Origin of the sequence: Aromatoleum sp., from assembly GCF_035254505.1 — a bacterium.
GTDB lineage: Bacteria > Pseudomonadota > Gammaproteobacteria > Burkholderiales > Rhodocyclaceae > Aromatoleum.
In genome coordinates this window covers 14,517-35,217 of sequence record NZ_DATFAO010000008.1, presented here as the reverse complement: position 1 = coordinate 35,217, position 20,701 = coordinate 14,517, and the positions used below count along the sequence as shown (strand labels likewise).

Below are 20,701 nucleotides of genomic sequence, written 5' to 3'. Positions count from 1 at the left end.
CTGATGCGGGTTGCGCGGCACTTCGAGGACATGCACGCGGCCTTCGGTGAGGGGGTCGAGCGCGGCGTGATCGCCGCCGTCCGGCCGGTCGCGGCGGGCGTGGTTCACGCGGATCGCCTGTCCGGCCTTCATGCGCTCGCGGGCGCGTTCGATGACGCGGTTCGCGCAGTGGATGATGTGCCTGGTCGAGCGATAGTTCTCGATCAGCGCGTAGCGGCGCGCGGCGTAGTCGGTTTCGAACTGGCGGATGAAGCGCACGCTCGCGCCGTCGAAGGCGTAGATGTTCTGGTCGTCGTCGCCGACCACCATCAGCGAGACGCGGTCTTCCTCGGTCTGCAGCGTGCGTCCGGCGACTGCGCTGATGAGCTCGTAGTGGTCGCCGTTGATGTCCTGGTATTCGTCGACAAGCAGGAAGCGCAGCCCCGACAGCAGGCGGTCGCGCACGATGGAGGGGCCGACGCCATCCCCCTCGCCCGAGCCCTGCTCGGCGGCGCGGAGCCGCTGGGTGGCCTTACGGATCACTTCACCGAAGTCCACCGCCTCGCCGCGCTCGATGGCGACGGCATAGCTCGTACCGGTGATCCGCATCGCGAGCCCATGCAGCGTCTGCACCGTAACGCCGGCGGCGTCCGCGCCGACCAGCGCCCATAGGCGGCGGCGGATTTCGTTGGCAGCCGAGCGGTTGTAGGCGAGCACCATGATCGCTTCCGGCAGCACCATGCATTCGCGCAGCAGCCACGCGACACGATGCACGATGACCTTCGTCTTGCCAGCGCCCGGACCAGCGAGCACGAGGTGGTTGCCTTCAAGGGGCGCTGCGACGATGGCCTGCTGCTCGGGATTGGCAAGATCCGTAAGGATGCGCCGGTGCGCGGCCTCGGTGGTCGCCATCTCCAGCACGTCCTTGCGGCCGGCAAAGTAGCGCCGCACGAACTCGGCGCGGTCGAGGCTGAAGTAATCGACGATGAAGGCCATCGCCGCCTGGATCTTGCGGACCGCGAGCTTGGCGTACTCGGCCATCACGTGCACCTGGACGATCTTGTCCTTGTAGTGCAGCGCGAGCTCGGCGTAGTCGGACTTCTTGAACTGGCGACGACGCGCCTCGGCATTGAGTTCGACGCTCATCGCAGAGCGGAACACGGCCTTGCCGCGCGCGAGATGCAGCACCTCGTTGGCGTCTAGGTAGAGCAAGGCCGCAGAGAGTGCGACGTCCCACTTTTCGACGCCGATATCGGCGAGGGTCGTGTCGGCCTGCAGTGCGGCTTCGAGTTCGCCCTGCTTGCAGGTGACGAGCAGCATCTTGCCCTGCCGGCGGCGCTGGAATTCCTGCACGAGCGCGCGGGCGAGGCGCATGCGGCGTTCGCGAATGGTCTCGATGTCCTTCCAGGGGCGCAGGAGCTTCAGGTAGCGGCTGTCCGCGGTCTGCGGACGAAGCGCGAAGAAGCCACGTTGTGCGACGCCATCGCCGAAGGGCTCGGCGAAGGATTTCAGCAGGCGGGTGAGCTTGTCCGGGTCGAAGTCGACCTGCGCATCGCGCCGCAATGTGTCGCACAGGCGGCGCACATTCACGATCTGCCAGTCTTCCTGGTCGGCGTCGGGCGCCTCTTCGCGCAGGTTCTTGAGCAGGGCATCTTCGATGCGCGCGAGCTCGTCGAGGCGCTGGGCCGTGTCGGGATCGCGGTAGAAAGTGACCCCGATCTCGGTGTCGTTCGACAGCAGCTTCCAGCGGTCGAGTTCGCGCAGCATGTGCTGCAGCGTGCGCGAATCCTTACCGGTCGCGAGCATCAGCTCGTCGGTCGACAGGCCTTCGTCATCATCAGCCTGAATCAGGATCGACAAAATGCGGACGTAGGGCTCGATGTCGGCCTCCGACCCGAGCTTTTTGCGCAAGATCGCGCGCGCCTCTTCCTCAGTCGCGACGAGGAGACTACCGGAGAAGACGCGGGTGTGGTTCTCGTGGCGTTCGAGCAGGCGCGCTTCTTCAAGCCAAGCAACGGCGATGCGCACCTTGGTGTCGGCGTCGCTCGCATCAGGGTCGATGCGATGCGCGTCTGGGATTTCGAGCAGGATCTCGCCGCTCGTCACGACCACCTGGCCTTCGCTGCGGTCCTTGCGTTCGATCGCCCGCAGCGCCTTGAGGATCGCGCCGATATCGTGTTGAGTGAGGCGGGAGTTCTTCAGCAGGCGGAACTGGACATCGAGATCCGCATCGTCATAGAGCAGCACACAGCGCGCCGGTGCCTGATCGCGCCCGGCGCGGCCGGCCTCCTGCAAATAATTCTCCAGCGAACCTGGCGTATCCAGGTGAATCACGAGCCGCACGTCCGGCTTGTCGACACCCATGCCGAAAGCGTTGGTCGCGGCGATCACGCGCAGCGTGCCGGCAAGGAAGGCCTCCTGCACCGCTCGCTTGTCGGCGGGCATCATGCCGCCGTGGAAAAAACCGCAGTCGAGGCCAGCGTCTTTCAGGAACTGCGCGAGCTCCTCGACCGTTTTCTGCCGCGCGCAGAACACGATCGCGCCACCTTCCTCGCGCAACGCCTCTTGGAGCAGGCGGAGCACCTCACCATATTTGGCCTGCGCAGGGATCGCCCTGACCTCGTAGTCGAGGTTGTCACGACTGACCCCGCCTTCGAGCCGATCGAGCACAACGCCGAGGCGCTTCTCGAAGTGGGCGCAGATGTCGTCGACGACGTCGGGCTTGGCCGTCGCGGTGAAGCAGAACACCGGCGAGGGCTTGTCCTTCTGGCGCGCCTTGATGAAGCGCGACACGTAGAGATAGTCGGGGCGGAAGTCGTGCCCCCACTTCGACAGGCAGTGCGCCTCGTCGAACACCCACGCGCCGATCTCGCGGTGCATCAGCGCGTTGGCGAATGCGACGCTGCGGAACTGCTCTGGCGCGACGAAGATCAGCCCGAGATCGCCCAGGCGCAGCTTGTCGAGCATCACGCGCCGCTCCATCGGATTGAGCAGGCTGTTGAGGTAGCCCGCGCAGGTGACGCCACGCGCTTCAAGGTTGTCGACCTGATCCTTCATCAGCGACTGCAGCGGCGAGATCACGACCGTCAGGCTGCCGTTACGGTAGTAGCGCGCGAGGGCCGGAAGTTGGAAGCACAGCGACTTGCCGCCACCAGTCGGCAGGATCGCGAGCGTCGGCCGGCCGGCGAAGCCGTTCTCGACGATCGCCTGTTGCAGCGAGCGGCCATCGGCCGTGGTTGGCGCGCTGCGGAAGCGCGTAATGCCCGGGAAGTAGCGTGGCAGCAGCGTTTCTAGGTCATGCTGCTCGCGGCACCATGCGCAGGCCGGATCCGAGCAAGGCACGTCGCGCAGGGCGGCGATCGCTTCGCGCGCCTTGGGGAAACTCAGGCTCACCCAAGGCGGAAGCACGGAATTGCCACCGGCCACACGCAGCCATGCCAGCGCATACGCCAGCGGCTTGTGCCAAGTGGGATCGGGCAGGCAGTGTTCGATGAGCCAGCGTTCCCCGGTGATGCATACCTTGCCCGCGGACGCGCGCTGCCACGCAGCAGCAGCTTCTACCAGCGAGGGCTTCAGGGCACGGCGCAGGGTCGCGAAGAAATTCGCCACACCCTTGCCGTTCTCCGGCGCGAGCAGGAAGTGCAGGCACAACGCCTCGTCCGGATGCTCGGCCACGCGCTGTTGCAGCGCCTCGTTCTGGTCGACGAAGAGTTCGTAGGCGAGCTCCGCGTCGCGCACCGGGTCGTTGCGCGTCGTCGTGCACAGCTTGTAGTCCTTCACCAGCCGGTGATACGGATTCTGCGGAAAGGCGACGGGCGAAAGTTCGAGCGTGTCGATCAGCGGCAGGCGGTGCAGCGCGAGTTCGGGATGCAGCGCCGCCAGCGCCGGTTGATCGAAGGCGACGACGTTATGGCCGAGCACGAAGGCGGCGCCCTCGGTCAGCGCATCCACCCGGGGAACGAGCTTGGAATCCTTGCCGGAAAGCCTCAGCCGCGCATCGAGATCAGGGCGAAAGACGCCCAACTCCCGCAGGACCAGCCGGTCCTGGCGTGCGGTTTCGATATCGAGGCACAGACATCGCGCGCGAGGCGCGACGGGCAGAACGGCCATGAACAAGTGATTCCGCGAAACTAGATCGCCCAAATTCTAACTGGATGTAACAAAATCAACGACAGCATATGACAAGGATGTCTCCTGCCGCCTCTTCCCGACAAAGTACCTACGTGCTGATGGGATTATGCTTACCATCGCTGCCATCCATTTCCCATAGCCATCTTTTCGCCGCTCATTGCCGCACACGGAGAAGAGAAGTAGCTCCATCAAAGGGACCCGATGACTGTTCAACACTCGATCGATCTCGCCCGACGGTACTTCGTCGATGACCTCCCCGGCGCAGCGATTCCCGCGAGCCGTCTGCGCAATATCCTAGATAGTCTGCAGAAAGGACGCGCCCTTACGCCTCTAGCTCTCGGCTACCTGGCCCAGCAGGGGCTCATCGCACTTCATCGGTTTGCCAAGGGCGACACTACATATGACGAATTTTGCGCGGCCGCTGGACCGGAACAGGAAAGACGTCAGCAAGCCGCTGAAATCGAACGGCAGGCGCAGCACGCCACAGTGTTGGTTCGGGCTGCAGAACAGAAGGCTCGCGAGGCCGAATGGTTTGCGCGACAAGAGGCTGCACGGCATGCGCGAGAGAGCGATCCGAAATACCTTGCGAAGTTGAAGAATCAGGCGCTCCGCGAGAGCTACGGTATCGACCAGTACATTGAGAAGGATTGTTTCCCACGCTTAATGGATATCCTGTGTCGCATCGACGAAGGCAATCGCCTCTCAGATGATGACGTCCTATGGCTAACGACCGATGGCAAAGATTACTACTCTGACCGTCTGCAAACTGCATTCCATGAACGTGAGGCGGATTTCTACGCGGGCGAGTACAAGCGGACGCATGATCCGTGGAACGCGGTCAATGCGAGCGGTCATTACCGGAAATGCGCCCAGGCTCAGCGCGCGCATGATCTGTTGATCTCGATCCCTGCAGAACGACAGAAACTCCCAAAGCTGAAGTCAGCTATCTCCACGACGCATGGTGGAGTCATGCGTGACTTGAAGCGGTGGGAAGAAGCGCTCAGGCTTGGCGACCATGCGCACAGCCTCACCCCGAATGACTTCCGTCCCTGCACTTTGTTGGGCGCGGTAAATTTCGAGCTTGGGAACTATGACCTTGGCCGCAACTGGTACGCCAAGGCTATCGAGCGCGGTGCAAGTGCGCGCTCAATCGACTACGATCTGCGCGGCATCCTTCTTCGCGCGGATCAGGGAAGACGTGAGGAAATCAAAGCGTTCCTGCTTCGGGAAGACCTTATTCGATACCAATGGGTCAAGAGACTTGGCGACAGAAGGCCTGACTCGCAGGGACGATGAATAGAGCAGCTGTCGCAATCAGAAAAATGAAAAAAGCGCTGATTTCCGTATGGAAACCAGCGCTTTTCTGAATACTTGGCGCGCCCGAGACGATTCGAACGTCCGACCCCTGCCTTCGGAGGGCAGTACTCTATCCAGCTGAGCTACGGGCGCCTTGTGCCACTGACGTTGCAGCGGAACGCGGCATTATACCCGAACTCCGGCGTGTGGTGGCGACCCCTGCCCTGGTAAAGCAGTGGTTTCCCGTTGAAATCACGGCTGCGGCGGAATGCGCAGCACCTGTCCCGGGTAGATTTTGTCCGGGTGGCTGAGCATCGGCTTGTTGGCTTCGAAGATGGCGTTGTATTTGTTCGCGTCGCCATAGTAGGTCTTGGCAATCGCGGACAAGGTGTCGCCAGACTTCACGGTATGGAAGCGGGCCTCGGGCTGCGCCGGGGCGGCGACGGTGAGCCGGTCGTCGACCTGCCCGACGCCCTGGACGTTGCCGGCCGCGAGGAGGATCTTTTCCTTGGTCGCCTGATCGGGCGCGGTGCCGGTCACGGTCGCGACCGAGGTCTTGCTGTCGAAAGTGACCCCCAGATCGGCAGGGGCGAGGTTGAGCTTCGTGATGTGGGCGCGTATCGCGTCGGCCGCCTTGGTGTTTGCGGCTGCAGCCTGGTCTGGGGCGGCGGCTTGCGCATCGCCATGGCCGAAGAGTTTCTCCCCGGCTTCCTTGATGAACGAAAGAAGTCCCATGTCTGCCTCCGGTCGGGATATGTCGGACGTATTCAGCATAGCGGAGAGGGGTGCGACGAAGGCCGGATCGCTAGAAGAGTTACTTCTTCACCGCAGCTATACTCTCAACTCAACCCCGCACAACCGGACAAAACAAACACAAGGAGTCTCAATGTCCAGAAGTATCTTCCCGGCGCGCCGTCGCGCGCTGGTTCCGGCCCTCGCAGCCCTCGCTGCCGTGCAACTCGTCGCCTGCAGCAAGGCCCAGGACGACGATGTGGAAGCGCGCGCGCACCGCATCGAGCCGGTCGCGCACGTGACAGTGAAGGTCCAGAAGGCTGCGCCGGGCAGCCGGACCGGCGAACAGGTCTACCAGGGCACCTGCGCGGGCTGCCATGGCGCGGGGGCACTCGGCTCGCCGAAGTTCGGCGACGCGGGTGCCTGGGGGCCGCGCATCGCGCAGGGCTTCGACACGCTGGCGAAACATGCGATCGAAGGGATTCGCCAGATGCCCCCGCGCGGCGGCGGCGTCGATCTGACCGACACCGAGGTCAAACGCGCGGTCGCCTACATGGCGAATGCCGGCGGCGCCAAGTTCACTGAGCCGCCGGTCGAGAAGTAAGCGTCGGGCCGCGGCAGCGGCCCCTGACGGGTCAGCGGACGAGACAGACCTCGCCCGTGAACTTCATGTCGACGGCGCCGGCACAATTGACGACGCCGTCGATGACCAGGCGCCCGCCGCCCGTCGGCGAGAAGATTCCGCGGCCCGACTGCGGTTCGGAAATTTCGCGGAACGCACCATAGGTCAGGTCCATGCCCGGAATTCCGCAGGAGCGGAAGCTCGGCACGCCGTCGAAGCGGCTGTTCGAGATCACCTGCGAATGGATCGTGTCGATCCTGTTCTCCGAAATCACCGTGTCATCGCAGACCAGGGAATGGGTGAAGCCGGCGAACGAGCCATCGTCATTGAAGCGTGGCTTGCCGTTGATGCCGCACTTGAGCTTGTTCCAGCCATCCACGGTGCCCTGCAGGATGCCGAGCGATTCGCCGCCCGCCATCGAATTCGTCATGATCTTGCCGGAGATGGACGCCAGGCGGCCTTGACAAGGCAAGGGGTCGGCGTGCGCCGCGAGAGATGGCAGCGCGAGGGCAGCCAAGAGCGAAAACTGAAGCGAGGAATTCACCAGCGCGGACTTTGTACGACGCATCACCGAGTCTCCGGGAGAATAAGGCATTGTCATCCTCGACTCCCCGATCGCGATGCAACGCTTACCCCTGCGGCGCGGGACGGCGATGACGACGCGGTGGAGACCGAGTGCTTCGCGATTGTAGATCGCGTCATCGGCATACGCCGAGAGAATTTTCAATTACATACTTCCGGAAACACCTGCGCCGCCGCGAATGTGGCAGGCGCCTGCGATTTCAGCGCCCTTCGAGCATTGCCATCAGATTTGCGACGCGCGCCCGACCTTCTTCCTTCGAGACCGGGGCGTTGGTCTTGCGGTCATTCATCTTGATGTCGCCGCCCATCTCGGCGATGAAGCGCGACGGATCGCAGGTGCGGAATTCCTTGCCGGCCTTGCGCCGCTCGCACCACGTGATGTTGAGGCTGCGCTGCGCGCGCGTGATGCCGACGTACATCAGACGACGCTCCTCCTCGACCTTGTCCTCGTCGATCGAGGACTGATGCGGCAGCACGCCTTCCTCGACGCCGACGAGGAACACGTGCTTGAACTCCAGCCCCTTCGATGCGTGCAGCGTAGCCATCTGCACGCCGTCGAACTCAGAGTCTTCCTTATCGAGCATCGAGATCAGCGCGATGGTCTGCGTGAGTTCGATCAGGTTCTTGCCGTCTTCCTCGCCCTTGCGGCCGAGCCAGCCGACGAAGTCGCGCACGTTGCTCCACTTCGACTCGGCCTCGCGCACGTCGAGGTGCTCGAAGAGCCAGGCTTCGTAGCGGATCGCAGTGAGCAGATCCTCCAGCACCCGGGCGGCCGGTTCGCGGTGGGCCCGATACTGGATGCGGTTGATGAAGTTGCCGAACTCCTGCACCTGTTCGAGCTGGCGCGCGCTCAGGGAATGCGCCGCGCCTTCCTCGAAGACCGCCGCGAAGAGGCTGACGTGGCGACGTCCGGCATAGCTGCCGAGCGCCTCGATCGTCGCGGGGCCGATGCCGCGACGAGGCGTCGTAATCGCGCGGATGAAGGACAGATCGTCGTCCTCGTTCATCAGCAGGCGCAGGTAGGAGATCAGGTCGCGGATCTCGGGCTTGTCGAAGAAGGACTGACCGCCCGACATCACATACGGGATCTTCTGGTTGCGCAATTGCTGCTCGATCACGCGCGCCTGGTGGTTGCCGCGGTAGAGGATCGCGTAGTCGGAGAACTTCGTGCGGTGCTCGAACTTGTGCGCGCTGATCTTCGAGGCGATCCACTCGGCCTCGTGATCGGCGTCGCGGCAGGCGGTCACGACGATCTGCTCGCCTGCGCCGTGCTCGGACCAGAGCTGCTTCTCGAAGAGTTTTTCGTTGTTCGCGATGACCGTGTTCGCCGCGGTCAGGATGCGGCGCGAGGAGCGGTAGTTCTGCTCGAGCTTGATGACCTTGAGCTTGGGATAGTCCTGCTGCAAGAGCTTCAGGTTCTCGACGTCCGCGCCCCGCCACGCGTAGATCGCCTGGTCGTCGTCGCCGACGGCGGTGAAGGCGCCGCGTACGCCGGCGAGCTGGCGCAGCAGGCGGTACTGGGCGCGGTTGGTGTCCTGGTATTCGTCGACGAGCAGATAACGCAGCTTGTTCTGCCAGCGTTCGCGCACTTCCGGGTTGTTCTCGAAGAGCAGTACCGGCAGGCCGATCAGGTCATCGAAATCGACCGCCTGGTAGGCGCGCAGCGTGCGCTGGTATTCGCCGTAGAGCAGCGCCGCGGCCGCGCTAAGCTCGTTGTCGGCGAGCTGGACGGCTTCCTCGGGCGTGATCATCGCGTTCTTCCAGCTCGAAATCTGCCACTGCATCGAGCGCGCGCGCAGCTTGTCGGTGTCGCCGGAGACATCCGAGACGATCTGCACGGTGTCGGACGCGTCGAGGATCGAGAACTGCTGCTTGAGCCCACAGTGCTTCGCTTCCTGGCGGATGATCTTCACGCCCAGCGCGTGGAAGGTGCACACCGTGAGCCCCTTAGGCACGCGGCCGCCCATCAGGTGGCCGACGCGCTCCTGCATCTCCTTCGCGGCCTTGTTCGTGAAGGTGATCGCCGCGATGTTGGCCGGGTTGAGCTCGCAGCCGTTGATCAGGTGCGCGATCTTGTGCGTGATGACCCGCGTCTTGCCGCTGCCGGCGCCGGCGAGCACGAGGCTCGGGCCGTCCAGATAATGGATCGCTTCACGCTGCGGAGCATTTAGAAGAGCGGACATGGGCGTTGCGGCAAAACAATTTTTGATTTTACCGCAACGCCCAGTCCCGACCGGACCTCGTTACAACCAGGACCGGGGGGCCGTCAGTGGCCGAGCATGCCGAATACGCGCTGCGCAAGCGATCCCGCGGCCTGAAGCGGATTCTTGCGGATCGTTTTTTCCTCTTCGGCGATCATCAGGTAAAGGCCGTCGAGCGCCTTGCGCGTGACGTAGCCTTCGATCTGTGCGTCCTCGCTCTTGACGAGGCCGAAACTTGCCGCCTGGCCCGCGATCTTGTTGTACTGCTCGGAAAGTGCCAGTCGATCGGTACTCTGCTTCACGACCGGCAGGAAGCGTTCGGTGAGCTGCCCCTGCGTCTTCGCTTTGAAATAGCGTGTTGCCGAGTCGTCCCCGCCGGTGAGGATCTTGCGCGCATCATCGACCGACATCTCCCGCACCGCCTCGACCAGCAGCGTCTGGGCTTCGGGCACCGCCGCCTCCGCCGCGCGGTTCATCGTCTTCACCAGATCGTCGAGATCCTTGCCGCGCCCGGCCAGGCGCATCACCGATTCGACCTGTGAGAGACCGTCCGGCAGCGGGATCTTCACCTTCTTGTTTTTCAGGAAGCCGTCCTTCGCACCAAGCATCTGCACCGCGTGGCCGGCCCCCTGGACCAGCGCTTCACGCAGGCCGCCCGAGGCTTCGCTCTCGCTCAGGCTCGCGATCCCGGCCGCCCAAACCACGGAGGCGAACGGCACACTGATGACAAGGACGACGAAAGCTCGCAGAATGGAACGCATGACGGTCTCCAGGCAGGCTGAGGTTGACGAGGGCCAGCTTACTCCGCCGCGGGTATGCTGTGCGTTCGCCATCCAGCAGCCTTTTCATTTTTTTGACAGTGCCCTGCCCCAGCGGACACATCGGGGCTGCGGCAAAACGGAGAGCCCAAGATGAACACGATTGCAGCCCGCAACGGTCTCATCTCCGAATCGGAATTGCTGGCGATGTCGGCCGACGATTACATGAACGCCGTGCAGCTGGAGTTCTTCCGGCAACGGCTGGAGGAGCTGAAGAGCGAACTGCAGGAAAACAGCGCCGAGACGCGTCTGCACCTGCGCGAGACCGTCGCGACCGCCGACGAGGCGGACCGGGCCACCCAGGAAGAGGAACAGGTGCTCGAACAGCGCATCCGCGACCGCGAGCTCAAGCTGCTGCACAAGGTGGAATCGGCGCTGCGCCGCATCGAGGACGGCAGTTACGGCTATTGCGAAGTCAGCGGCGAGCCGATCGGCGTGGGCCGACTGCTCGCGCGTCCGACGGCGACGCTGAGCCTCGAGGAGCAGGAACGCCACGAACGCGCGGAGCGCATGTTCCGCTAGAAAGACAAAGGGCGCAGCGAGCGACCTCCCTCCCGCTGCGCCCCGTCTAAGGGCCGCTCAATGCGGCCCTTCCCCTTTCCTACACCACGCCGGCGCCGTGCGCCTGCTGGTCTGCCCAGTAGCTCGAACGCACCATCGGCCCGCAGGCTGCGTTCTTGAAGCCCATCTTCAGCGCTTCGGTTTCGAACATCTTGAAAGTGTCCGGGTGCACGTAGCGCAGCACCGGCAGGTGGCCGCCCGAGGGCTGCAGGTACTGGCCGATCGTCAACATCTCGACATCGTGCGCGCGCAGGTCGCGCATCACTTCGAGGATCTCCTCATCGGTCTCACCCAGGCCCACCATCAGGCCCGACTTCGTCGACACCTTGGGGTTGCGCGCCTTGAATTCCTTCAAGAGCCGCAGCGAGTACTCGTAATCGGCACCGGGACGGGCCTGCTTGTAGAGCCGCGGCACGGTTTCCATGTTGTGGTTCATCACGTCGGGCGAGGCCTGGTCGAAGATCTCCAACGCCACTTCCATGCGGCCGCGGAAGTCGGGCACCAGCACTTCGATACCGGTCTTCGGCGACAGGGCGCGCGTCTCGCGGATGCAGTCGACGAAGTGCTGGGCACCGCCGTCGCGCAGGTCGTCGCGGTCGACGCTGGTGATCACGACGTAGTTGAGGCGCATCGCGGCGATTGTCGCGGCGAGTTCCTTCGGCTCGTCGGCGTTAAGCGGCTCCGGGCGGCCGTGGCCGACGTCGCAGAACGGGCAACGCCGCGTGCAGATGTCGCCCATGATCATGAAGGTCGCGGTGCCCTTGCCGAAGCATTCATGGATATTCGGACAGGAGGCTTCCTCGCACACCGTGTGCAGCTTGTGCTCGCGCAGGCTCGCCTTGATCTCATTGAAGCGTTCGGCTTCCTGGCCCGCGCCGAGCTTGATGCGGATCCACTCGGGCTTCTTCAGGCGCTCGGCCGGTACGATCTTGATCGGGATGCGGGCGGTCTTCTCAGCGCCGCGCTGCTTGCGGTTGGGTGTGTCCATCAGGAAATCTCTCGTCTCTCTCTGTGTGCCAGCGGGCAATTGTGGCGCCCGCGTACATTATGGCCTGTCAGGGGCCGGTGTGGCATCCGGCGTAGGGCTCACTGTGGGCTCGTTTTGGGGAACGGGTAACAGGCGGCGCAGATGCGCGACGAGCCGGTCGCCGACCTCGGCGACGCCGTCGGTGATGCCGAAATCCTTCATCCGGATCGTCTGCAGGCCTTCGTAGCCGCAGGGGTTGATCGCCGTGAAGGGGGCGAGGTCGGCGTCAACGTTGAGCGCGAGGCCATGGTAGCTGCAGCCGTTGCGCACGCGCAGTCCGAGCGCGGCGATCTTGGCGCCGCCGATATAGACGCCCGGGGCGCCGTCCTTGCGTTCCGCCGTGAGGCCGTAGTCGGCGAGGCAATCGATGATCGACTGCTCCATCAGGTTCACGAGCTCGCGCACCTTGAGGTGGCGGCGATGCAGGTCGAGCAGCAGATAGACGACGATCTGGCCGGGGCCGTGATAGGTGATCTGGCCGCCGCGGTCGATCTTTACGAGCGGGATGCCGGTCTCGCGCAGCAGGTGTTCGGGCTTTCCCGCCTGGCCGAGCGTGAAGACCGGGGGGTGTTCCAGAACCCACAGCTCGTCGGGCGTGTCAGCCGTGCGCGCGTCGGTGAACGCACGCATCGCCTGCCAGGTGGGCTCGTAGTCGACGCGCCCCATGTGGCGCACCACAAGCGGCAGGCCCTCGCCGAGCTCCACTACAGCACCACCTTGACGAGCGGATGCACGGTCAGCGCGCGATAGAGGTCGTCGAGCTGGGCCTGCGACTGGGCGTTGATCGTGCAGGTCAGCGACAGGTAGTTGCCCTTGCTCGACGGACGCATCTGCACCGTCGCCGGATCGAAGTCCGGCGCATGGGCCTGCACCACCGTGACGATCGCCTGGGCGAACTCGTCGACGCGTACGCCCATGATCTTGATGGGAAATTCGCAGGGAAATTCCAGCAGGGATTGTCGTGTTTCTTCAGCCACCGCGCATCACCGTATTCTTGAACTCCTGATACCAGGCGAGCATCTGGCGGCCCGCTGGTCCCGGTCGGCCGTCGCCGATGGGGCGATCGTCGAGACTCGTGATCGCCAGCACTTCCTTCGTGGACGAGGTCATCCACACTTCATCGGCCGTGCGCACCTCGTCCTCGAGGATCTCGCGTACCTGATGTGCGACGTCGTGCTTCGCGGCGAGTTCCAGCACCACATCGTAAGTGATACCGGGCAGCATCAGGTGGCTCTTCGGCGGCGTGAGCACGACGCCATCGCGCACGATGAAGATATTCGACGCCGAGCCTTCCGTGAGGAATCCGTCGCGGAAGAGTACCGTCTCGGCGCAGCCATGGTCGATCGCCATCTGGCGCAGCAGGCAGTTCGCGAGCAGCGCCGTCGTCTTCAGCTCGCAGCGCAGCCAACGGAAATCCGCCGCGCTGACCGCCGCGACGCCGTTCGCCAATTGTTCGGCAGGCGGCGTTACGAGCGCCTCGCTCATCAGGAACACCGTCGGCTGCACTCCGACCGGGAAGGCGTGGTTGCGCCGCGTGTCCGCGCCGCGCGTCACCTGGAGGTAGACCGACTGATCGCTCCAGCTGTTGCGCGCGACAATCTCATGCACGATCGCTGCCCATGCGTCGAGGCTGTAGGAATTGGGCAGGCGCAGCGATTCGAGCGTGCGTTCGAGCCGTGCAAGGTGCTCGGCGAGGCGGAAGGGCCGGCGCGAATAGACCGGGATCACCTCGTAGGCGCCGTCCCCGAACAGGAAGCCGCGGTCCATCGGCGAAACACGCGCGTCCGCGAGCGGCTGGTAGGTCCCGTTGAGGTAGCAGGTGCTCATGGGCGTCTCCGCATCCCTCTTAGAGGCTCTTGATCCACATCAGCAGTGCATCCCACAGACGCCCAAAGAAGCCCGCGACCGGCACGTCCTGCAGCGCGACGACCGGATATTCGCCGATCGCCTTGCCGTCGAGCGACACCTTCAGCGTGCCGACGGGCTGCCCCTTCTGCAGCGGCGCCACGACCGGTTGCATGCTGGTCAGTTCGGTCTGCAGCTTCTCGGCTTGGCCCTTCGGCAGCGACATCACGAAATCCTGCGTGAAGCCGACCGGCAGTTCGTTGACCTGGCCCTTCCAGACACGGAAGCGCGACAGCTCCTGGTTCGCGGAGTACAGCTTGGCAGTGTCGAAGAACTGGAAGCCATAATTCAGGAGCTTCAGCGATTCCTGCGCGCGCACGGTGTCCGATTCGGTGCCGAGCACGACCGACACGAGGCGGCGCGGGCCGCGCAGCGCAGAAGAGATCAGGCAGTAGCCGGCGTTCGCAGTGTGGCCGGTCTTGAGGCCGTCGACCGAGGGATCGAGCCACAACAGGCGGTTGCGGTTCGGCTGGGTGATGCCGTTGTAGCGGTATTCCTTCTGCGAGTAGTAGTGGTAGTACTCGGGAAAGTCACGCGAGATCGCGGCGGCGAGCAGCGACAGATCGCGCGCCGTCGTGTAATGGTTCGGATCCGGGAGGCCGGTCGAGTTCATGAAGTGGGTGTTCTTCATGCCCAGACGCTGCGCCTCGCGGTTCATCAGCGCCGCGAAGGAATCCTCACCGCCCGCGATGAGTTCGGACAGTGCGACGCAGGCGTCGTTGCCCGACTGGACGATCATGCCCTGCACGAGCTCGCCGACCGTCACCGGCTTGTCGGGCTGGATGAACATCCGCGAGCCTTCCATGCGCCAAGCCTTCTCGGACACGGGCACCGTCTGCTCGAGCTGGATGCTGCCGCTCTTGAGCGCTGCGAAGGTCAGGTAGGCCGTCATCAGCTTGGTCAGCGACGCGGGCTCGATGCGCGAATCCGGTTCCTGGGCGGCGAGCACCTGGCCCGTCGCATGGTCCATCAGCAGCCACGCGCGGGCGGCGAGCGCGGGAGGCGGGACGTTTTGTGCGGATACGGCAAGGGAAATCAGCGAAAACAGCAGGGCGATGAAGAAACGCATGGGGATCGGTCGGCAGGAGACGAAGGAACGGGGAAAGGCGGGAAGCCGAAAATTATAGTTCGGCACAGGTCATGCAGACCAACGCGGATACAAAATGGTTCACTGCAACATCAACGCGCGACGACGAAAGGCCGGAATTTCAGGGTTCGAGCGATGCGGTCCGCGGCGTCGCGAGCCTGATCGGCGGAGGCGAAAGGTCCGAGCCGCAGGCGGTAGCGCGAGCCGTCGGCGAGCACTTCCAGGCGGTCCGAGAAATCGGTCAAGGATCCGCGCACGCGGCTGCGCAGTTCTTCCGCGTTGTCCGGCGAGGAGAACGCGCCAAGCTGCAGGAAGATGCCGCGCGCCGCGCCCGCCGGTGGCGCCTGGCGATTGGTGAGTTCGAGCGGCACGGCCCCGTCCGCAGCAACGAGGATCGGATCACGGCCTGGGATCGGCGTCGTCACCGGCTCGGCAAGCAGCGTCTCGCCGCCGTCGGGAATGATGGTCTCGACCTCGATCTCGGTGCTGCCGGTGTTCGCGTAGCCGAGGCGATAGGCGGCGGCGAAGGAGAGATCCATCACGCGCCCCTTCAGGAAGGGGCCGCGGTCATTCACGCGCACGATGACCGAACGGCCGTTGGAGACGTTCGTGACGCGGGCGTAGCTCGGAATCGGCAGCGTCGGGTGCGCGGCCGTCATGCCATACATGTCGTACGGCTCGCCGCTGGAAGTCGGCTGACCATGGAAACGTCGCCCGTACCAGCTGCCGATGCCGCGTTGGCGGTAGGGCACGAGCGAAGTCGCCGGCACGTAGTCCTCGCCCAACACGGTGTAAGGCCGGTTCGCGTAGCGATGCAGCGCCTCGATGCGCGGCTTGGCGTCGGGGATATCGTCGAGATTGGGGGGCGGGCTGTCGCCGGGACCGTCGTCCTTGTAGAAGGCCCCTCCGCGCTTGCTCGTCCGCGGGGTGTCGCGCGTCGCGCTACCGGAAGGCGGTGTCGCGACCGAGCCTTCGCGAGGCGGCACGCGCGACGGCGTGGAGCTGCAGCCGGCGAGCGCGAGCATCAGGACCAGCAGCGGCGATATTCTTGCTGCGGACCTCCTCATCCCTGTGTGACCTGCCGACTGCGATGGATGCTCATCAGGATGCCGATGCCGACGCACAAGGTCACGAGCGCAGTTCCCCCATAGCTGATGAAGGGCAAGGGCACACCGACGACCGGCAAAATACCGCTGACCATGCCCATGTTCACGAAAGCATAGGTGAAAAAGATCATCGTGACCGCTCCCGCAAGGAGCCGGGTCGCCAAGGTCGGCGCGGTCGCCGCGATCGCGAAGCCGCGCATCAGCAGCATCAGGTAGATCACGAGCAGGATGCAGATGCCGACCAAGCCGAACTCCTCGGACAGCACCGAGAAGATGAAGTCGGTGTGCCGCTCAGGCAGGAACGACAGATGTGTCTGCGTGCCCTGCGTCCAGCCCTTGCCCAGTATGCCGCCCGAGCCGATCGCGATCGTGGACTGAATGATGTGGAAGCCCTTGCCGAGCGGATCCTGCATCGGGTCGAGCAGCGTGCAGATGCGGTGCTTCTGGTATTCGCGCAGGCCCGGCCAGACGACGTCGGGCTGGCAGATCTGGTCCCCGAAACCGACGATCGCGCCGATCCCGACGACTCCCACGACGACGACCGGGATGATCAGCTTCCATGACAGGCCGGCGAAGAAGATCACATACAGGCCGGCCGCCGCCACCAGCACCGCGGTGCCGAGGTCGGGCTGGATCGCGATCAGGCCCACTGGCACGAGAAGCAGGACGCCCGCCGCGATGAACTCGCGCACGCCGATATGGCCTTCGCGCTGCTGGAAGAACCACGCCAGCATCAGCGGCATCGCGATCTTCATCAACTCGGAGGGCTGGATGCGCGTAATGCCGATGTTGAGCCAGCGCGTCGCCCCCTTCGAGGTCTCGCCGAAGAGCATCACCGCGACCAGCAGCAGCACGCCGACCGCATACAGCGGCAGCGCAAAGCCGAGCAGCTTCTGTGGCGTCAGACGCGCCGTCAGCCACATCGCCGTGACGGCTACCAGGATGTTGATCTCGAGCGAGACGAGGCGATCGGGCGATGCGCTCATCAACACCACGTAGGCGTAGGCCATCAGCGCCGCAAGCATGAAGAACAGCGGCCGGTCGATCGGTCGCAGCACCGCCTGCAGGATGTCGCGCACATGGAAGTTGCCGCGATTCATCAGCGTGTCTCCGAATCGTTGCCGAAAAAGGCCGGAACGGCGGGCGCGTCATGCTCGGAGGGATCGTGGCGATCGTCGCCTTCGTCGGCCGCGCCGGAATCCTCGCTCGCGGGCTGGTTCGGCCGCTTGCCGAGCAGGTGGAAGTCGATCACCTGGCGCGCGATCGGCGCCGCGGACTGCGCGCCGAAACCGCCGTTCTCGACCAGCACCGCCATCGCAATCGTCGGCTTGTCGGCCGGCGCGTAGGCGATGAACCACGAGTGGTCGCGCAGCTTCTCAGTCACGCGCCCGGCGACGTACTTCTGGCCGTGCAGCGAGAACACCTGGGCCGTACCGGTCTTGCCGCCCGCCGAATACGGGGCTCCGGCGAAGGCGCGCGCGCCGGTACCGGCCTTGTTCACATCGACCATCGCCTGACGCACCGCGGCGAGGTACTCCGGCTTGATCTGCACCTGGCGCAGCGGCTCGGGCGCCACGGCCCGGCGCTCGCCGGTGACCGGATTGACGATGTTGCGCACGAGGTGCGGCTTGAACACCTTACCGTCGTTGACGACCGCTGCCAGCGCGTTGGCGAGTTGCATCGGCGTGTAGGCATTGTAACCCTGGCCGATGCCGACCGAGATCGTCTCGCCGCCGAACCACTTCTGGTGCTCCTTGTTGCGGAAGCGCTTCTTCTTCCACTCCGGCGTCGGCAGCACGCCTTCCGCTTCGCCGTTGAGGTCGATGCCGGTACGCGAACCGAAGCCCAACGGACGCATGAAGTTTGCGATGCTGTCGATGCCGAGGTCGTTCGCGAGCTGGTAGTAATAGGTGTTGCACGACACGACGATCGACTTGCGCAGATCGACCGTACCGTGTCCGCCGGGCTGGTCGTCCATATAGCGGTGGCCGCCGAACATGAAGTAGCCGGGGTCGGAGATCGTCTGATTCACCGTGCGCTTGCCCGCCGTCAGGCCCGCCAGCGCCATGAAGGGCTTGAAGGTCGAGCCCGGCGGATAGGCGCTGAGGATCGCGCGGTTCACGAGGGGATGATCCGGCGATTCGTTGAGCGCCTTCCAGTCGTCGTTCGAAATGCCGTCGACGAAGAGGTTCGGGTCGAAAGTCGGCTTCGACACCATCGCGAGAACGCCGCCCGTGGTCGGATCGATCGCAACCAGCGCCCCGCGCCGGTTGCCGAACGCCGCCTCGGCCACCTTCTGCATCTCGATGTCGAGCGTGAGCTCCAGATCGTTGCCCGACACACCCGGAATCCGAGCGAGCTGGCGCACCGCACGACCGCCCGCATTGACCTCGACCTGTTCGGCGCCGGTCGCACCATGCATCTCGGCCTCGTAGCTCATCTCGAGGCCACCTTTGCCGATATAGTCCGAGCCGCGGTAGTTCGCGGTCAGCCCCTGTTCCTCGATGCGGTCCTGGTCGCGCTGGTTGATCCGCCCGATATAGCCGATTACATGCGAGGCAAGCTCGCCCTGCGGGTAGTCGCGGAACAGGCGGGCCTGCACCTCGACGCCGGGGAAGCGGTAACGCCGCGCGATGAAGCGGGCGACCTCCTCCTCGGTCAGGCGGGTGCGGATCGGCACGCTTTCGAAATTCTTGCTGTCCTCGAGGAGCTTGCGGAAGCGCCGCCGGTCGCGCGGCTCGATCTGCACGATCTCCGACAGCGCATCGATCGTCGCATCGAGATCCACGACGCGCGAAGGCGTGATCTCGAGCGTATACGCCGCGTAGTTGCGCGCGAGCGGCACGCCGTTGCGGTCGACGATAGACCCGCGGCTCGGCACGATCGGCAGCAGCGCGATGCGGTTGTCCTCGGCGCGGGTGTGGTAGTAGTCGTAGCGGACGATCTGCAGGTAATAGAAGCGGGCCGCGAGGATGCCGAAGCAGACCATCACGAATAGGCCCGCCACTAGGACGCGGCGGCGGAAACTGGCCAGTTCCTCGTCGGGAGTACGGAATTCCATTCAGGCCTCCCGCCGGGCCGTCCCAAGGGTGGCCTGCGCCCCCTCGGGGGGGTGAGGCAGGGGTTTCGCAGCGCGCCGCGTCGTGCCTGCCGAACGGGCAGGCTGTGCAAAGCCTGCCCTCCGCGAACAATGTGGTGGGGGGCGTCTCATCTCAGATAGGCCGGTTCTCGTCGCGCTCGACCGGCTGGTACTGCGGCAGCAGCAGCAGGAAGTTGAGCGGCACCCACAGCACGATGCTCGTGAAACTCGACAGGAAGTACCACCAGCCTGGGAATTCGGCTCCCGCAAGCAGGCGCACCAGCACCATGATCACCTGCGCCACCAGCAGCATCGGCAGCACGTGCAGCGCCTGCTGCGGCGGCGGGAACCACAGTACGCGGCGCGACACGGAGGTCGCGAGATAGCACAGCACGACGTAGGCCAGCGCATGCTGGCCCATTGCCGCGCCATGGCCGATATCGACCAGAAGCCCGAACACGAAGCCCGCGCCCATGCCGGCGCGCAGCGGCTCGCGGATCGCCCAGAAGGTCAGCACGAGCGCGACCCAGTCGGGCACGCCGGGCAGCAGTCCGGTCGGGATATAGCTCAGGCCGAGCGCGACGATCAGGCTTAGATAGACGAACCAGGTACGCGCGGGCAGCAGGATGCGACGGGAACGGTGGGTCGGCTGCATCAGCGAACCTTCTTGCGCGGACGCGTCGGGGCAGCTTCAGGTTCGGAAGCGGGACGCGGCGGCGGAAGCTCGGCGCGCGTCAATACCAGCACCTGGGTCGTGCGCTCGACGCCCGCCACCGGCTCGCAGACGACCGTAGCGAAAGTCGGCGAATCCCGGTCCACACTGATGACGTCCGCGACCGGCAGGCCCGGCATGAAGAGCCCGTCGAGCCCCGAGGTCACGAGGCGATCACCGGGCTTGATGTCCGCCCCCGATAGCGTGAAGCGCAGCTCCAGTCGTCCCTGTCCGGCTCCGGTCAGCACGCCGCGCAAGCCGTTGCGCGATACGACCACCGGCACCGCCTGATCCTTGTCCGTCACCAGCGTCACTTCCGCCTGCACCGGGTAGACGCGGCTCACCTGCCCGATCATGCCCTGTTCGTTCACCACGGCCATGCCAGCCTCGATGCCTTGCTGGCTGCCGCGGTTGAGGATCACCTTGCGCGAGAAGGGATCGGGGGCGTCGTAGAGAATTTCCGCCGCCACGCTGCGTGAACCGAGCGCCTGCGACATGTCGAGCATTGCGCGCAGATGCCGGTTCTCTTCCTCGATCTGGTCGAAACGCAGCAGGCGCTGCGCCGCCTCGACCTGGCTCTCGCGCAACATCGCATTTTCCTTCTGCACGTCGACGAGCGTCGCAAAGTAGACGGCCCCGTTGCGAAAGAAGTCGGCCGGCGCCGCCGCCGCGACTTGCAGGGGATAGGTCGCCACCGACAAGGCCTGGCGCAGCACTTCGAGATAACGGAAGCGCAGGTCGGCGACGAGCAGCACCAGGCACACGGACACGAACAGGAACAGCCGCACGAGCGGCGTGGGTCCTTGCCGGAATATGGGAGGGGCCTGGTGGCCGACCAGCGACATCGTGAACGTCCACGGCAC

At 64.7% G+C, this 20,701-nt stretch carries 18 protein-coding genes and 1 tRNA gene; 3 read left to right on the top strand and 16 right to left on the bottom strand.

The features are described 5' to 3' along the window. Nucleotides 1-4,089 (bottom strand): RecQ family ATP-dependent DNA helicase (locus tag VJ673_RS01105; protein ID WP_324124160.1); only part of this gene is annotated, 4,089 nt, incomplete at its 3' end. 222 nt (nucleotides 4,090-4,311) lie between these two features. Here VJ673_RS01105 and VJ673_RS01100 point away from each other — a divergent pair. Beyond that, the gene (locus VJ673_RS01100; RefSeq protein WP_324124159.1) at nucleotides 4,312-5,406 is read left to right on the top strand and encodes a hypothetical protein; all 1,095 of its coding nucleotides are present in this window, start codon (nucleotides 4,312-4,314) and stop codon (nucleotides 5,404-5,406) included. 76 nt (nucleotides 5,407-5,482) lie between these two features. Here the strand turns inward: VJ673_RS01100 and VJ673_RS01095 are convergent. Next, nucleotides 5,483-5,559, bottom strand: a tRNA-Arg gene (locus VJ673_RS01095). Between the two features lie 99 nt (nucleotides 5,560-5,658). Then, on the bottom strand, nucleotides 5,659-6,141 hold the full coding sequence (gene lysM, locus VJ673_RS01090; protein ID WP_324124158.1) for a peptidoglycan-binding protein LysM: 483 nt from the start codon (nucleotides 6,139-6,141) through the stop codon (nucleotides 5,659-5,661). Nucleotides 6,142-6,292: 151 nt separating this feature from the next. Between lysM and VJ673_RS01085 the strand changes: the two genes are divergently transcribed. Further along, a complete protein-coding gene (locus VJ673_RS01085) occupies nucleotides 6,293-6,742 on the top strand; it encodes a c-type cytochrome (protein WP_324124157.1) in 450 nt (149 codons plus the stop codon). Between the two features lie 31 nt (nucleotides 6,743-6,773). Here the strand turns inward: VJ673_RS01085 and VJ673_RS01080 are convergent, their stop codons facing one another. The 3 genes from VJ673_RS01080 to VJ673_RS01070 all read right to left on the bottom strand — a co-directional run bounded on the left by VJ673_RS01080 (nucleotide 6,774) and on the right by VJ673_RS01070 (nucleotide 10,304). Continuing rightward, on the bottom strand, nucleotides 6,774-7,328 hold the full coding sequence (locus VJ673_RS01080; protein ID WP_324124156.1) for a hypothetical protein: 555 nt from the start codon (nucleotides 7,326-7,328) through the stop codon (nucleotides 6,774-6,776). Nucleotides 7,329-7,542: 214 nt separating this feature from the next. Further along, a complete protein-coding gene (locus tag VJ673_RS01075) occupies nucleotides 7,543-9,525 on the bottom strand; it encodes a UvrD-helicase domain-containing protein (RefSeq protein WP_324124155.1) in 1,983 nt (660 codons plus the stop codon). An 83-nt stretch (nucleotides 9,526-9,608) separates the two neighbouring features. Further along, the gene (locus VJ673_RS01070) at nucleotides 9,609-10,304 is read right to left on the bottom strand and encodes a DUF4197 domain-containing protein (protein WP_324124154.1); all 696 of its coding nucleotides are present in this window, start codon (nucleotides 10,302-10,304) and stop codon (nucleotides 9,609-9,611) included. Nucleotides 10,305-10,454: 150 nt separating this feature from the next. Here VJ673_RS01070 and dksA point away from each other — a divergent pair, with 150 nt between their 5' ends. Then, a complete protein-coding gene (gene dksA / locus VJ673_RS01065) occupies nucleotides 10,455-10,883 on the top strand; it encodes an RNA polymerase-binding protein DksA (protein ID WP_324124153.1) in 429 nt (142 codons plus the stop codon). 79 nt (nucleotides 10,884-10,962) lie between these two features. Here the strand turns inward: dksA and lipA are convergent, their stop codons facing one another. The 10 genes from lipA to mreC all read right to left on the bottom strand — a co-directional run bounded on the left by lipA (nucleotide 10,963) and on the right by mreC (nucleotide 20,683). Next, nucleotides 10,963-11,910 carry a lipoyl synthase gene (lipA, locus tag VJ673_RS01060; protein WP_324124152.1) on the bottom strand — a complete coding sequence of 316 codons (948 nt, stop codon included), beginning with the start codon at nucleotides 11,908-11,910 and terminating at the stop codon, nucleotides 10,963-10,965. Nucleotides 11,911-11,967: 57 nt separating this feature from the next. Further along, entirely contained in the window at nucleotides 11,968-12,654 is a 687-nt protein-coding gene (gene lipB / locus VJ673_RS01055; RefSeq protein WP_324124151.1) for a lipoyl(octanoyl) transferase LipB, read from the bottom strand. Beyond that, nucleotides 12,654-12,926, bottom strand: coding sequence for a YbeD family protein (locus VJ673_RS01050; RefSeq protein WP_324124150.1), 273 nt, complete (start codon nucleotides 12,924-12,926; stop codon nucleotides 12,654-12,656). The genes lipB and VJ673_RS01050 overlap by 1 nt, the downstream gene beginning before the upstream one ends. Then, the gene (locus tag VJ673_RS01045; protein ID WP_324124149.1) at nucleotides 12,919-13,776 is read right to left on the bottom strand and encodes a D-amino acid aminotransferase; all 858 of its coding nucleotides are present in this window, start codon (nucleotides 13,774-13,776) and stop codon (nucleotides 12,919-12,921) included. Before VJ673_RS01045 ends, VJ673_RS01050 begins: the two co-directional genes overlap by 8 nt. A gap of 19 nt (nucleotides 13,777-13,795) precedes the next feature. Next, nucleotides 13,796-14,923, bottom strand: a complete 1,128-nt coding sequence (locus VJ673_RS01040) for a D-alanyl-D-alanine carboxypeptidase family protein (RefSeq protein ID WP_324124148.1) — start codon at nucleotides 14,921-14,923, stop codon at nucleotides 13,796-13,798. A 110-nt stretch (nucleotides 14,924-15,033) separates the two neighbouring features. Then, the gene (locus tag VJ673_RS01035) at nucleotides 15,034-16,008 is read right to left on the bottom strand and encodes a septal ring lytic transglycosylase RlpA family protein (RefSeq protein WP_324124147.1); all 975 of its coding nucleotides are present in this window, start codon (nucleotides 16,006-16,008) and stop codon (nucleotides 15,034-15,036) included. Further along, nucleotides 16,005-17,147, bottom strand: coding sequence for a rod shape-determining protein RodA (gene rodA, locus VJ673_RS01030; protein ID WP_324124146.1), 1,143 nt, complete (start codon nucleotides 17,145-17,147; stop codon nucleotides 16,005-16,007). The genes VJ673_RS01035 and rodA overlap by 4 nt, the downstream gene beginning before the upstream one ends. Continuing rightward, entirely contained in the window at nucleotides 17,147-19,108 is a 1,962-nt protein-coding gene (gene mrdA / locus VJ673_RS01025; RefSeq protein WP_324124145.1) for a penicillin-binding protein 2, read from the bottom strand. Before mrdA ends, rodA begins: the two co-directional genes overlap by 1 nt. 151 nt (nucleotides 19,109-19,259) lie before the next feature. Beyond that, nucleotides 19,260-19,781, bottom strand: a complete 522-nt coding sequence (gene mreD, locus VJ673_RS01020) for a rod shape-determining protein MreD (protein ID WP_324124144.1) — start codon at nucleotides 19,779-19,781, stop codon at nucleotides 19,260-19,262. Then, on the bottom strand, nucleotides 19,781-20,683 hold the full coding sequence (gene mreC, locus VJ673_RS01015; RefSeq protein ID WP_324124143.1) for a rod shape-determining protein MreC: 903 nt from the start codon (nucleotides 20,681-20,683) through the stop codon (nucleotides 19,781-19,783). Before mreC ends, mreD begins: the two co-directional genes overlap by 1 nt. Between the last annotated feature and the right edge of the window lie 18 nt (nucleotides 20,684-20,701).